13 protein-coding genes and 1 pseudogene are annotated in these 13,905 nt (G+C 63.1%); 9 read left to right on the top strand and 5 right to left on the bottom strand.

Translation table 11 applies throughout. The features are described from left to right. The first annotated feature begins 5 nt into the window (after positions 1–5). The 6 genes from ACRANW_RS04985 to ACRANW_RS05010 are packed head-to-tail and all read left to right on the top strand — an operon-like array spanning position 6 to position 7,834. Positions 6–851, top strand: coding sequence for a sugar phosphate isomerase/epimerase family protein (locus ACRANW_RS04985; protein WP_479433431.1), 846 nt, complete (start codon positions 6–8; stop codon positions 849–851). Further along, positions 844–1,866, top strand: a complete 1,023-nt coding sequence (locus ACRANW_RS04990) for a hypothetical protein (RefSeq protein ID WP_479433432.1) — start codon at positions 844–846, stop codon at positions 1,864–1,866. The genes ACRANW_RS04985 and ACRANW_RS04990 overlap by 8 nt, the downstream gene beginning before the upstream one ends. Further along, positions 1,866–3,026 carry an NAD(P)/FAD-dependent oxidoreductase gene (locus ACRANW_RS04995; protein ID WP_479433433.1) on the top strand — a complete coding sequence of 387 codons (1,161 nt, stop codon included), beginning with the start codon at positions 1,866–1,868 and terminating at the stop codon, positions 3,024–3,026. Before ACRANW_RS04990 ends, ACRANW_RS04995 begins: the two co-directional genes overlap by 1 nt. Next, positions 3,019–5,094, top strand: coding sequence for a hypothetical protein (locus tag ACRANW_RS05000; RefSeq protein WP_479433434.1), 2,076 nt, complete (start codon positions 3,019–3,021; stop codon positions 5,092–5,094). The genes ACRANW_RS04995 and ACRANW_RS05000 overlap by 8 nt, the downstream gene beginning before the upstream one ends. After that, positions 5,091–5,483, top strand: a complete 393-nt coding sequence (locus ACRANW_RS05005; protein WP_479433435.1) for a GtrA family protein — start codon at positions 5,091–5,093, stop codon at positions 5,481–5,483. Before ACRANW_RS05000 ends, ACRANW_RS05005 begins: the two co-directional genes overlap by 4 nt. Beyond that, positions 5,480–7,834, top strand: a complete 2,355-nt coding sequence (locus tag ACRANW_RS05010) for a glycosyltransferase family 2 protein (RefSeq protein ID WP_479433436.1) — start codon at positions 5,480–5,482, stop codon at positions 7,832–7,834. The genes ACRANW_RS05005 and ACRANW_RS05010 overlap by 4 nt, the downstream gene beginning before the upstream one ends. Here the strand turns inward: ACRANW_RS05010 and ACRANW_RS05015 are convergent. The 5 genes and pseudogenes from ACRANW_RS05015 to ACRANW_RS05035 form a co-directional block, all read right to left on the bottom strand. Beyond that, positions 7,809–8,882, bottom strand: a complete 1,074-nt coding sequence (locus tag ACRANW_RS05015; RefSeq protein WP_479433437.1) for a molybdopterin-binding domain-containing protein — start codon at positions 8,880–8,882, stop codon at positions 7,809–7,811. The two genes, ACRANW_RS05010 and ACRANW_RS05015, sit on opposite strands and share 26 nt — an antisense overlap. Before the next feature lie 57 nt (positions 8,883–8,939). Further along, positions 8,940–9,248 (bottom strand): DsbA family protein, encoded by a 309-nt coding sequence (locus ACRANW_RS05020; RefSeq protein ID WP_479433438.1) that lies wholly within the window; start codon positions 9,246–9,248, stop codon positions 8,940–8,942. Positions 9,249–9,327: 79 nt separating this feature from the next. Then, on the bottom strand, positions 9,328–9,921 hold the full coding sequence (locus ACRANW_RS05025) for a TetR/AcrR family transcriptional regulator (RefSeq protein WP_479433439.1): 594 nt from the start codon (positions 9,919–9,921) through the stop codon (positions 9,328–9,330). Between the two features lie 105 nt (positions 9,922–10,026). Next, positions 10,027–11,028 (bottom strand): annotated as a pseudogene (locus tag ACRANW_RS05030) (NADP-dependent oxidoreductase). A 33-nt stretch (positions 11,029–11,061) separates the two neighbouring features. Next, positions 11,062–11,859, bottom strand: coding sequence for an oxidoreductase (locus ACRANW_RS05035; RefSeq protein WP_479433440.1), 798 nt, complete (start codon positions 11,857–11,859; stop codon positions 11,062–11,064). Positions 11,860–11,954: 95 nt separating this feature from the next. Here ACRANW_RS05035 and ACRANW_RS05040 point away from each other — a divergent pair, with 95 nt between their 5' ends. From ACRANW_RS05040 to ACRANW_RS05050, 3 genes are read left to right on the top strand one after another with little or no spacing between them, the layout of a single operon-like run. Further along, the gene (locus ACRANW_RS05040; RefSeq protein WP_479433441.1) at positions 11,955–12,698 is read left to right on the top strand and encodes an SDR family oxidoreductase; all 744 of its coding nucleotides are present in this window, start codon (positions 11,955–11,957) and stop codon (positions 12,696–12,698) included. 10 nt (positions 12,699–12,708) lie between these two features. After that, positions 12,709–13,326, top strand: a complete 618-nt coding sequence (locus ACRANW_RS05045) for a DsbA family protein (protein WP_479433442.1) — start codon at positions 12,709–12,711, stop codon at positions 13,324–13,326. Positions 13,327–13,352: 26 nt separating this feature from the next. Next, positions 13,353–13,895: an enoyl-CoA hydratase-related protein gene (locus ACRANW_RS05050; protein WP_479433443.1), complete on the top strand. Its 543-nt coding sequence runs from the start codon at positions 13,353–13,355 to the stop codon at positions 13,893–13,895. The last annotated feature ends 10 nt before the right edge of the window (positions 13,896–13,905 follow it).

The raw sequence follows: 13,905 nt of genomic DNA on the forward strand, positions 1-13,905 counted from the left end.
TGGCCATGTCCAACATCGCCTGGTCGGCTGCGGAGCGCTTGGATGCCTATACGATCCTGGCACAAGCCGGGATCACGGGCCTTGAAATCGCGCCGGGCATCTTCTTCCACGCCGCCGCCGATCCGTTTGTGCCTGACGCGGCGATCGCCCGCGAGACGTTGCGCGAGGCGGCAGACGCAGGGCTTTCGCTGGTATCGATGCAATCGCTGTTGTTCGGCGTGACTGGCGCGGCCCTGTTTGAAGGGCCAGACAAGCGCGCAGCCTTCGAGCGCGGGATGCACCGCGCGATCACGCTTGCTGGGCGGTTTGGCATTCCCAATCTGGTGTTCGGTTCCCCCACGCAGCGCCGCGTGCCTGCGGACATGGTGATGGCTGACGCGCTCGCAGAGGCCGCCGCCGTGTTCCACCGTCTGGGCGATGCCGCCGCTGCCGCTGGGACGCGCATCACCATCGAAGCCAATCCGGCTGCCTATGGCACCAATTTCCTCACTACGCTGGAGGAGGCAGAGGCGTTTGTCGCCCGCGTCGATCACCCTGCGATTGCCCTGATCCTCGATCTGGGCGCAATGCACATGAATGGCAACTTTGCCAGCGTTCCTGCGCGCCTGCCTGACCTCGCCCCGCGCCTCAATCATGTCCATGTCAGCGAGCCTGATCTGGCCCCGGCCCCGGCCGATGCCGCGGCCCTGGCGCCGGTGCTGCGAGCCTTGCGCAGCGCGGGTTATGCCAAGGCGGTGTCGATTGAAATGAAGCGCCCGGCGGGCGGACTACCCGATGTCCGGCATGCCGTGGCCCGCTTGGTCGAAGCACAAACGGCAGCGCATCGGACGGAGGGGGCAATCCATGCGTGAACCCGACGCCCAGCAGTTCAAGAAACCGCGCGAGGACGTGGTCGTCTCGGTGTGCTTTTCCGACCTTGCGGCAACCTGCGCAACCTTCGCCGCCTTGCGCGATGTCGCCGCCACGCTCGACCGCGCTTTCCGTTTCCGCGAGATCATCCTTGTGGTTGATGACACCCAGCGTGAGGCCTTCCTGCCGCTGATTGCCGAGGTGCCCAACTGCCGCCTGTTCGTCGTCCGCCGGGGGACCGAATATTACGACCGGCGGGTTATCGCCGCCGAGGAAGCCATCGGCGATCTGGTGGTGATCGGCAATCTCGATGAAATCGCGCAGATCGACCTGATCGCCTTCCTGAGCCATGCCGAGCGTGAGAACACTGTGACGATGGCCTTTCGCGCCGTCCGTCGCCCGGTGAAGCGGCTGCTGGCCTGGCCGTTTATCGCGCTGGGCAAGCTGGCCGGGTTCAATGTCGATCCGAGCGACTTTCAATCCATCGCCGTGCCGCGCACGCTGATCAACCTGCTGCTGGCGCATGACGAGCCGCGCCTTGCGCTGCGTTTCCCCCCGCGCGATCCGCGCCTGCCGCTCGACTGGTTCCGCACCGACCGCAATGTGCCCGCGCGCACCGCCTTCATGGGGGTGGGCCGCCGCGTGCAGTTGCTCCAAACGCTGCTTGTCTATCTTACGCCGACGATCCTGTCGGTTGTGGCCATCTCATCAACCATCCTGACGCTGCTTGGCATGGCCTATGCCGCCTGGATTGTGGGCGCGGTGTTTGTGGTTGACACCCTTGCACCCGGCTGGCTGACCACCAATGCGATGCTGGCGATCAGCGCGGTGTTCATGGGGATGTCGACGCTGGGCCTCAGCCTTGGCCTGCAACACCTGCTGAAGCAGCAGCGGCGGTTGAAAGGCGGAATCGTGCCCGAGGAAGTCAACCGGATCGATCTGTTCCATCAGGTTGCCTTTGATCTCAATGTCGAGTTGGAAAGCGATGTCCGCACGGGCCCGGCAGGGCCGGATTGATGCCGCCCACAACCGCCCCCACCCAATATGATTACGTCGTGATCGGCGGCGGCTTTTATGGCTGCTGCCTTGCGCTGTATCTGCGCTCGATTGCGGCGCGGGTGCTGGTGGTGGAGGCCGGGCCACGGCTGATGAACCGCGCCTCGCGGGTCAATCAGGCGCGGGTGCATACCGGGTTCCACTATCCCCGATCCGCCGCGACGGCGGTGAAATCGATGCTGTTGCACCGCCGCTTTCTGGCCGATTTCCCCGAAGCCGTGGTGGACGATTTCCAGATGCTGTATGCCATCGCCCGGCGCCGGTCGAAGGTGACGGCCAAGAAATTCCACCGCATGTTTCGTGACATGGGCGCCCCGATCGACCTGGCCACAGCAAGCCAGCGGGCGCTGTTTAATCCGGACATGGTGGAAGACGTGTTCGCCTGTCACGAAGTCGCCTTCGATCACGCGATCCTCGGCAGGCAGGTCGCTGCGCGACTGGCCGATGCCGGCATCGAGGTGCGGCTTGCAACCGAACTGGTCGGGCTGGCTGACCACCACAGCGGCGTGATCGCGGCGCTGTCGGACGGCAGCGAGGTCACCGCGCGCTATGCCTTCAACATCACCTATGCCCAGATCAATGCGGTGCTGGCCAAGGCGGGCCTGCCGCAAGCGCAACTGAAGCACGAAATCGCCGAACTGGCGCTGATCGAACCGCCACAAGAGCTGGACAAAATTGGCGTGACCGTGATGGACGGGCCGTTCTTTTCGGCCATGCCCTACCCGTCGGAAAGCCTCTATTCACTCACCCATGTGCGTTACACCCCGCATGAAAGCTGGGCCGATGATCCGGCGCGGCGCGATCCCTATCGCCATTTCGCCAGCCTTGATCCCGACACCCGCTTTGCCTTCATGCAGCGCGATGCCCAGCGCTATCTGCCGTGCCTTGCGGGGGCCGAATATCGCCGGTCGATTTATGATGTGAAGACCATTCTGATCAAGAACGAGGCCGATGATGGCCGCCCGATCCTGTATCATCAGAAGCCGGAGACAAGCCGGGTCATTTCGATCCTCGGCGGCAAGATCGACAATATCTACGACCTGTTTGAAGCGGTAAAGGATACAGCGCCCGAATTCGCATCCCTCAATTCGGGTTTCGTGTTCGGGCACGCCTATGCCTGATCGGATGCGAACAGGTGCGCCCGCGCGCGGGTGGTGGGCGCTGGCGGGGCTGGCGGCGCTAATCTGCGTCTTGCGTGCAGGCATTCTGCTGTTCGACCACAGCCTCAATTCGATCGACGGGGCACTGCAGACATGGTTTGCGCTCGATCACTTTGCTGATGGCGATCAATTGGGGACAGAGTTCCAGTCCTATCTGGGCATAACAATAGTGCTGGCGCTGCTGCCGGTGTTTGTGGCCTTTGGCCAGACGTTGTTCGCTTCGACAATGGCGGCAAATGTGGCGGTGGTGGCGGGAGCCTTTGGCGCGGCCTATGCGACCGTGTGGCTGATCCGGGCGGTGCCGCCGCGGGGGCGGTGGCAGGCGGCGGCAATGCTGGTTTTCGGGTTCTACTACGCCGCGCCACTGGTGGCCGAAGGCGTGGGCCTGCGCTGGCCTGCGACTTTCGATCCGGGCGTTTCGCTGCGGCCCTTGCGCGGGTTTCTGCCGTTCATCGTGCTGCCGTTCTTTGTCACGCTGGTGCGTCGGGTGCTACTGCAACGTCGGGCGCTGGCGGGCGGATTGCCGCTGGGACTGGTTGCGGGCGCGGGGCTGCTGTGGTCGAATGATGCGGGGATTCCGCTGATCATCGCGCTGGTGCTGGGGCTGGGACTCGCGCTGCATCGGCATATCGGCCTGCTGGCGCGCGCGCTGGCGGCAATCGGGCTGGGCGTCATGGCGTCGGCCAGCGCGATCCTGCTGGCGGTGACCCACGGTGCGCCGGGTCCGTGGCTGCAATACAACTTCCGCGACGTCGCGGGCGACCAGTTCTGGTTTTTCGCCCCGTGGGATCGCAGCACCCGCATCCTTGGCCTCGCCGACCTGCCCAACATCCTGCGCCACGGCGATCCGCTGTCCACCGCCAGCCTGATCGTGCTGACCGCGTGCGTGCTGTGGGCGATGCTCCAGCGAATGCGCGGGCGGGGTGCGCCAGTGCGCGGGGCCGCATTTGTATTTGTCGGCGCGAGTGTGATCGGCACCGCGCTGATCCCGCAGATCGGCGGGCATATCGGGGCGGAATATAACGCCATCACCTTTGTGCTGGGCCTTTGCGCGCCGCTGATGGTGGGCCAGCGGGTGTTGATGCGGTGGGCCAAGCCGGTGCTGCGGTGGCTCACTCCAGCAAAGACCGGCGTTGCTGTTGGTGTGGCGGCGCTGGCGATGGTGGGGATTGAGGCGGAGCGCTTTGCGAACGTCTGGGCGAATACCGACCGCACGGTCCATGACGTGGCACTGGGGTTTCATGTGACGCCCGAATATGCGGCGGATCTGGCGGCGATGCGGCGTTTGGCGGCGGCGTGGGATGCGCAAGCCATCCCGCAGGATCGCCGCCTGCTGTCGGTCTATACCTCGCCGCTGGATATTGTTGCCGGGGTGGAAAGCCCCGCCCCGGTCGGATCGCTGATCCATGCGCTGGGGCCGCAACCCCGTGCCGACTTCACCGCGATGGTGGCGCAGCGCAAGGTCGCCGCCGTCACAACCATCGCGCCCGATTACAGCGGGTGGGAGGGGTGGATACGCCGCGCCAACTGGCCGTTTTTCCGCGCCTTGCACGAAAACTACACCCCCATCGCCCGCAATGATCAGCAGGTGCTGTGGGTGCTGGCAGAGCAATCTGTACCGCCCGGCCCCGCTGCCGCTTGCCGCGTGTCTGCCTTGTCGCGAAGCACACTGGCGGTCGAGATAACAGCGCCTACCACGGGGCTGGCCTCGGTCGATCTCTCCCGCCAAGCGCCTTTCGCGACCGGGCGCAGCGCGATGCTGACCGTCAGTGAGGCTTCGCCAGATACCGTGACCAACGCCGACCGCTGGGCTGATTTCCCGCGCTATGGCATTGGCAATACTGCGCTTGTGTCGCTGGTTACGCCTGTCGCTGCGGGCACCACAAGCAGGCTTACGCTGGACGTGCTGGACGGGTCGGCCATCGGCGCAGCCACCTGCACTGCGCAGGTCATTGCCCCGGTCGATACCGCCGCGCTGCCGCGCCTGCCTGAAGGCATCGCCCGCTATCTGGCGCAAGGTGCACCATGAACGAAATGGCGCGCTTCTTCGTGGTGACAGTGCTGGGGGTTATGATCGACCTCGCCATCGCCTTTGCTTTGCACACCGGGCTCGGCGTGCCGTTATCGCTGGCGGCTGCTATAGGTTTTACCGTGGCGGCAGCTGCGAATTACGTCATTCACCAGACTTGGAGCTTCCAGCGCGGCCCGCGCGGCCTTTCGGCCCGGCGCGCCGGGCTTTACGCAGCCGTCGCGCTCGCCACGCTGGCGGTCCGGGTGGCGATTGTCGCCCTGCTCGACCGCACCATGGCCGGAGCATACCCGCTGGCGATCCTGATTGCGGGGGCGGGCGGATCGTTTTTCGTCAACTTTGCCTTGAGCAAATTTGTCGTCTTTACGGCAGCATCGGATACGCCATGACCATGCATCCCGCCCCGGTCCTCGACGATAGCGATTGGAACGTGCCCACTCACGAAACCGCGATTTACGCCGATCGGCGGCACCGCCATGCGCTGGTGATCCCGGTGATCAACGAAGGCGATCGGATTCGCGGGCAATTGCGGCGCATTCAGGCCGCGTCCCTGCCGGTGGATGTGATCGTGGCCGATGGCGGATCGACTGACGGGTCGCTTGATGCCGATTTCGTGACGGGCGCAGGCGTGCGCGCGGTGCTGACCAAGACCGGGCCGGGCAAGCTCTCCGCGCAGTTGCGCATGGCCTATGCCTGGTGCCTGCGGCAGGGATACGCCGGGATCGTCACCATCGACGGTAATGGCAAGGACGGGGTCGAGGCGATCGCCGACATGGTCGCGGCGCTGGAGGAAGGCTGCGATTATGTGCAGGGTTCGCGCTATCTGCCCGGAGGCGCAGCAGAGAATACCCCGCTGGAACGCACCATCGCCAATCGGGGTATCCACGCCCCGCTATTGAGCCTGTCGGGGCGGCACTGGTTCACCGACACCACCAACGGGTTCCGCGCTTATTCCGCCGCCTACCTGACCCACCCCGATGTGCGCCCGTTCCGCGCGGAATTCCAGGTCTATAACCTGCTGTTCTACCTTACCGTTCGCGCCAGACAGCTCGGGTTGAAGGTCGCGCAGGTGCCGGTGGTGCGGCGCTATCCTGAAGACGGCAAGGTGCCGACCAAGATCGGCGGCCTTGCGTCCAAGCTGGCGCTGCTCAAGGAAACCGTGACCGCTGCGACCGGTGGCTACACACCCGATACTGCAATGCGCAGGCAGACCTCCTTCGGTTGGGCGCTTCTGGCATTGCTGCTGGTGCTGGCCCCACTGTTGATGAGCGTGGCCACCTCGCCACCTTACTCACCCGATTCCTGGGCGCTTTACGAATTGTCGCAGACGGTGTTCGGTGATTTCTATCGCTTCAACCACTGGCGCAGCTATGCCAGCACCGCGCCCTATTCCGCCAGCTTCCCGGCTCTGACCCCCGTATTGATCGCATCCATCGACGCACTACTCGGCACGGGGCCGCGCACCGGGCTGTATCTCGCCTTCGCAGCCTTCGCTGGGTTTGCGCTGGTGTCGGAACGGATTGGGCGGTCTGTCATCGGCGTGCCTTGGATCGGGCTGGGAGCCGCCTTGATCGGGCTGCTCGGCCCCAATATGCTGTTTGCTGAACTGGGTGCGGGCCGCACGATTCCGCTGCAATTGCTGCTGTTTGCGCTGATCCTGACTGGCCTGCTGCACGGTGCACGGATCAGTCTGGTTGGCGCGGGGTGGATCGGGTTCCTCGCCGGCCTTGCAGTGCTCAACCGGTTTGATGCGGTACTGCTGCCACTCCTTATCACGGCAATGATCTTGTGGCTGACGCGCAGCCCCAAGCGTGCCTTGGCGGCTGTGGCGGCGGCGGGGGTCGCTGTGTCGCCGTGGGTGGCCTATTCGCTCATAACCTTCGGCACGGCGTTTGCGACCGACAACAGCGGGATTGCCACCACTTTGGACCCGGCCGCTTTTGTGACCGATTGGTGGCCATCGCCGCAGCCGGTAATGGCCGATGACCCTGCGGCATGGGCTGCGCGTGTAGCTGCCAATGTATGGGGGTATTTCTATACATTTGCCGCGCTGCTGGCGACGGCGATGGGCCTGACTGCTGCGGCGTTTCTGGCGCCCCCTGCGGCGCTCTCTGCCCTCGCCGTTGTACGGCCGCGCGGAGATGATAGCCTGAAGGTGCTAATCTGTTTTGCTGTGATCACCGCCTTGCTGTTGGTGCCACAGGTGGTGACCGGCTATCTTGAATACCGCTATTTCGCGGCGCTGATCTGGGCCGGCCTGCTGGCGACAGGATGCTGGGGCCTTGCTCAGGGACGCACGCTTCATCAGCGCAGGCTCGCCGCGCGGTTGGGCTTTGCAAGCGTAGCTTTGGCGATGACAGCATTGACAGGCATGCAGGTCGTTCACGCGGTGAGTGCGGGCCGAATGGATCATGCGCAATGGGCCCGTTTCAGCGAACCCGACGATCTGCGCGCATTGAAGGCCTGCCTGAAGGATAGCCCGGTTGCGCGAATTCTGGTGCTGGGCGATGACACATTCGCCGCCCGTGCCGGAGCTTTGGGCGGGTTTGCGACCTTGATGGAGCCGCGCAACATGGCGGACGGACGGCTTGGCCCGCAGGGCAGCCGCGCATTTGTTTCAGAGTGGCACGTCGATTACGTACTCCCCACAAGCCCGGCACGAGCGCAATGGGCAGAGGTGAACCTTCCCGTTGTCGAAGTGACTGGCTGCGACTTCACGCTTTATCAGGTTGCAAGGTGATACCTCCGTGCCTCAGGGCCACAGGGGCTGTTGCGATGGTACATTTTTCAACGGCTGCTGCTGCCGAATTGCCGAGGGGGCTTACCTGAGGCAAGGTGGCGGCGGGCGTTCTCGCGCTCGGCACGAATGCGCCCATCACTTCGCTCCCGGTCTGCTGGCGGTAACGCCGCCCTGCCGAAGTCGCGCCAATCTCGAAATCGCCGCCCACGCCCGGCCACTGGGTGAACTTGTCGCGTAAGATTGCCTTGGGCAGATCATTGGGCGGTGAGAGGCCCGCTATCCGCGCCTGCCCCGTCGCCAGATCCACCGATCCGGGGCGCGAATGGCCCCACATGGGCGCGAGCCAGGTGTGCAACGCGTTGCAGCCCGGCTTGAGGAAGTTGCCGGTGACAAGGAACAGCAGCTTTTCGAGGTAAGCGTTCAGTGTCAAATTGCGTGATTGCTGCACGCCCACATCAGCACGCACAGTCATCGACGCTGCCGCCATGATCATGTCCGTCCCCGCTTCGGCCTGAGCGCGGGAAATGTCGGCCGCGGCGACCCATTCATCGACCGGCACGCGTTCCAGCACCGCCTTCACCGCGTGCCAGCCATTGGTGCGCTCCGCCAGAAACGCCGTATCCTCGCCCCCGCGTGCCACGATCAATGCCAGTAGCGCGCCCAGGAGAAAGGCATCGGTGCCGGGGCGCAGCGCCAGATGAATATCGGCAAGATGGGCCACTTCGGTGCGGCGCGGGTCGCTCACGATCATCCGGCGGCTGGCATGTTTGCCAATCGCGCTCATCGCATCGCGTGCCCGAACAAAACCGTTCGCCATCCACGGGTTGCAGCCCAGCACGATCGTCAATTCTGCACCGTGCACATCCTTTGCGGTGTGGATATTGTGTGCGCCAAACATGTGGCCGTTGACCCAGAAATCACCGGACTTCTCTTGGCTAACCGCGCTGAAGTAAGGCCCGCTGCCCATCACCCCGCGCAAGGCCTGACCGAACACCCCGCCCATCACGCTGTCTTGCCCGCCGCCGCCATAATTGCCGAAGGCCTGCACGCCGTGGGCGGCGCGGATGTGGTTCAGCTTTTCGGCAATCTCGCCGATCGCCTGATCCTAGCCGATTTCGTCAAACCCGCCGCTCACATCGCAAGGCATCGCGAAGGCATCGGGCAATTCCGCTGCCAGAGCATCAAGCCGCACTGCATCGCGGGCGGCCCAGCGATGAATATCCCGGGTCGCATAGGCGCCCTTGGCCTTGCACATGACGGTGGTCGGCATGTTGCCCACCCGGCGCATCACATCGACAATATCGAAAGGGTGCAAGTCCATCTCGACATCGCGCAACTGCGTTATCGCGAGATAGGAATAAGGGCTGCGGTAATCGAAATGGAACGCCAGTTTGGCAACGAGTCGCCTCCCCATCCTCGATGATCACCGATCTGTATGATTTATATCATGCACATTTAAGGATGATCTCGCGCAAGTGGCTCGGGCGCAGCCATTATTCCTTGGGCGCGGCGTGCAATTCAGCCAGTTCCAGCACTGATTTGCGGGCAAGTGAGAGCACCTTGTCCGCCGCCGGATCATCAGCCATCACCCGCGACATCATGAGCGCGCCGATCATCATCGCCCAGGCAGACACCGCAAATTGCTCAGCGTTGTCATCCCCCGCGCCCAGCGTGTCGCCCAGCTGGCCAAATGATTTTTTGAGCTGTTCTGTCAAGATTGCACGCACTTGGGGATCGGCGCGGCTGACATCACCCGCCAGCGCCGCAATCGCGCAGCCGCTGCTTGGGCGATCACGGTGGGCGGGGCTCAGGTAATTGTTGACGAACGCCTTAACCGTCATGTTGCCGGGTCCACCGGCATAATCGGCTGAGGTCCTCTCGCTTTCAGCCAACGCCTGTTCAAGCGCGGCGGCAATCAGGCCATCGCGGGATTCGAAGTGTCCGTAAAAGCCACCATGGGTCAGATTGACCGATTTCATGAGCTCTCCAACACTGACGCCGTCCAGACCAACTTCGCGGATACGGGTCGCAGCAGCGGACAAAATCCGTTTTCGACTCAATGCTTTGTCAGCTTTGGAATGGCCCACTTGCAGTCTCCATCAGCGGCGGTTCATTGCACCATATGATATATGACATCCAGAATTCCAGCCTTGACGCACCACGAGTGCTCATCAGAGGGCCTTAGCCTGCCGCTAGCGCAGCTTCACCACCACCTTGCCCTTGGCTCGCCCGCTCTCGACATGGGCCAGGGCCGTGTTGGTGTCGGCAAACGGGAACACGCGGTCAATGACCGTGCGCAGCATGCCCGCATCGAACAGCGCAGCGATTTGTTGCAACTGCGCACCATTGGCCTGCATGAACAGGAAGCTTTAACTCACCCCGCGCCGCGCCGCCTGCTTGCGCGCCTTGCGGCTGAGCAGCCCTATCGCTTGCCGCATCACCCAGTTTGCACCGTTCGCCTCGCCAAAGGCCGGATCGGGTGGGCCGGAGATCGACACCAGCCGTCCGCCGGGCTTGAGAATGGCGAGTGACTTCGTCAGTTCCGGTGCACCCTGACTGTGCAGAACAATATCGTAACCATCCAGGATCACGCCGAAATCTTCGTTGCGATAGTCGATTACTAGGTCTGCGCCCAGGCCTTTGACCAGCTCGGTGCTGCTCGCGCTAGCGGTCGTCGCAACGAAGGCCTTGGCGTGCTTGGCGAGCTGGATAGCATAGGTCCCGACGCCGCCTGACCCTGCCTGAATGAACACCTTGTCGCCCGCCTTCACGTCTGCTGTGTCGAACAGGGCCTGCCATGCGGTGAGCGCGACCAGCGGTGCGGACGCTGCTTCCTCCATCGACAGCGAAACGGGCTTTAGCGCGCAATCAGCCTGATCGACCACGAAAAATTCGGCAAGCGTGCCAATAGTTTGCGCGTTGACCCGGGCGAAAACCTCGTCCCCGGGTTTGAAGGCGCTGACCTTGGAACCGACAGCCACCACCACGCCTGCCAAGTCGCTCCCCAGCGCGAAAGGAGGCTTCAACGGCAGGATCAGCTTGAATTCGCCATCGCGGATCTTGTAGTCGAGCGGGTTCAATCCGGCGGCATGAATTTCCACCAGCACCCCGGTAGCGGTCACTACCGGATCGGGCAATTCGCCCAGCCGCAGCTTCGCGCCGCGGGCATATTTATCGAGGATGAAGGCTTTCATGCGGTCGGTATCCGTATCAGGCGGGCAGATTTTTCAGGAAGTCAGGCCGAGGTTCTTGCGCAGTGCCTTGTCGAACATCCGCGCGGGCATGAACTTACGCAAAATACTGATTTGCTTGGCGATTTTTCCGGCAGGATAGCGGATGCGCGGCGCGCGGTCGCGTGCGGCACCGACGATGGCGGCGGCGATCACCGCGGGATCATCACCCTTCTCCAGAAACTCGGCATTCAGCGCAAACATCCGCGCGCTGGCCTCCGCATATTCAGGCAAGGGCCGATCGCCCTTCGACGAGTTCGCCTCCATTGACGTGCGGGTATAGGCGGGCTCGATCAGCGAGACGCGCACGCCAAAGCCGCGCACTTCGTGGTCGAGCGCTTCGGAGTAACCTTCCAGCGCATATTTGGTCGCGGAATAGTGCGCCAGATAAGGCCCGGCCGCGATGCCGAGCGCGGAACTGACATTGAGAATCCGTCCCGCACCCTGCCTGCGCATCTCCGGCAGCACCGCATTGATCAGGCGCACCGCACCGTAGAAGTTGACATCGAACAGCGCGTGCACCTGCGCGATCGAGGACTCCTCTGCTCCGCCGATCAGGCCCAGCCCTGCGTTGTTGACCAGCAGATCGATGCGCCCAGCCTCGGCCAGTACGCGGGCCACCAGTGCTTCGATGGAGGTTTGGTCAGTGACTTCGCAAGCGAGCATGGTCACTCCGCCGTCTGCTGTGCCGTCTTTGCGGCTCGTGCCGTAAACCCGGTAGCCGGCGTTTGCGAGCGCCTCGGCTGTGGCTTTGCCGATCCCTGACGAAGCGCCAGTGACGATAGCGACGGGCATAGTAGTATCCCTCTTTTGCGATGCTCTAGCCACTAAGGTTGAGCGCTTGACGGTCAATATGATAATCGTCATACAGAACGTCAAGGGAGGCGCATTTGCCGCAAGCAACATCAAAGGACGTCTGTCTCGTCATCGGCGCGGGCGAGGGCGTTGGCGGTGCAATCGCCCGCGCCTTTGCTGCCGAAGGCATGGCCGTTTGCGTCACCCGCCGCGCGCGCAATCTTCCTCAGCTTGAAATTCTGGCGGAAACGATCCGGGCTCAGGGCGGCACCGCCCATGCCTTTGGGGTTGATGCCCGGTCCGAGGCCGAGACCGCCGATCTGTTCGCGACGATCGAGCGCGACATCGGTCCCATCACCGTGGTTGTCTTCAACATCGGCGCTAACGTGCAATTCCCAATCCGCGAAACCACCGCGCGGGTGTTTACCAAGGTGTGGGAAATGGCATGTTTTGCCGGCTTCCTCGCCGGACGAGAAGCCGCGAAGGTGATGGTACCGCGCCGCGCTGGTACGGTAATCTTCACCGGCGCGACGGCCAGCATCAGGGGCCGCGAAAACCTCGCCGCCTTTGCTGCCGCCAAGAACGGCCTGCGCGCTGTGGCGCAATCAATGGCGCGCGAGCTAGGGCCGCAGGGTATCCATGTCGCCCACGTCATCTGCGACGGGGCAATCGATGGCACCTTTACTCGTACGCGCTTTGATGACGTGCAGCCGCTGCTCGACGAGGATCTGATCCTCAAGCCCGATGAAATCGCCCGTAATTACGTGATGCTCCATCGCCAGCAGCGGTCTGCCTGGACCCACGAACTCGACCTGCGCCCCTGGCGCGAAGCCTGGTGAGGAACCCGCCATGACTACGCCGCGCATTGATGTAATCTTCGACTTCGCGAGCCCCAATGCCTATCTCGCGCTGAAGGTGCTACTCGGTATCGCGGTGCGCCATGGGGCGGAAATCAAGCTGATCCCCTGTTTGCTCGGCGGATTATTCAAGCTGACCGGCAATCAAGCGCCGTTCAATGCTTTTGCCGGGATCAAGGGCAAGCTTGATTACGAGCGTCTGGAACTGGCGCGCTTTGTCAAACGCCATGGCCTCACAGCTTTCCGCATGAACCCGCACTTCCCGATCAACACGCTTGCGCTGATGCGCGGGATGGTGGCGGCCCAGCCTATGGGGGTGGCTGAGGCCTATCTCGACGCTGTGCTGCGCGGGATATGGGAGGATGGCGAGAAGCTTGATGACCCCGACGCGTTCTTTACTGTGCTGAACCGTGCAGGAATCGATGGGGCAGAGCTTATCGCGCTGTCCGCAACGCCCGAAATCAAGGGTGAACTCGCCGCTAACACCGATGCTGCGGTCGCGCGCGGGGCGTTCGGCATTCCGACGTTCTTCGTCGGCGATGAAATGTTCTTCGGCAAGGAGCGGCTTGGCCAAATCGATGACTTGCTGGCCGAACTGGCTGCGGTCTGACGGCGCTGCACAAAGGGAGTGAGACCATGGGCGAACCCACCATTGGCTGTGTGCGGACCGAGACGCACGGCCACATCCTCAAGAGCGTGATCGACAATTCGGCGAAAAAGAACGCCTTCAGCCGCGAGATGATGGCACAATTGTCCAACGCGCTACCCGCGCTTGAGTGTGACGACAATCTGTGGGTGGGCGTACTGTGCGCCGAAGGCAGCGCCTTTACCGCCGGGCTCGATATGCCCAAGTTCTTCGGGCCGACTGCGACGATCAAGCCCGATCCGGAAGGCAACATCGATCCCTTCGGCCTTGCCAACCAGTGCACCAAGCCAATCATTACGGCGGTGCGGGGCGTCTGCTACCGTCGACCGCCGCGTCGCCGTGATTCAAGGGACGCTATGGCGATGGGGCAGGATAGCGGAAAGATATCGATCTGGCAGCGACCCGCGGCGTTTATGACGGAAATGGGCGCGGCCTTCGATCCGGCGGAGGGCGACCGGGCGAGACTTTGCGCATTGAAGACGCGGAACCGTGAGCTGGAGGCCGGTCAGCAAAGTGGAGGCATCAGAGATTGACGACAAGAGC

The organism is Erythrobacter sp. 'gip.4 top 5', from assembly GCF_056495765.1.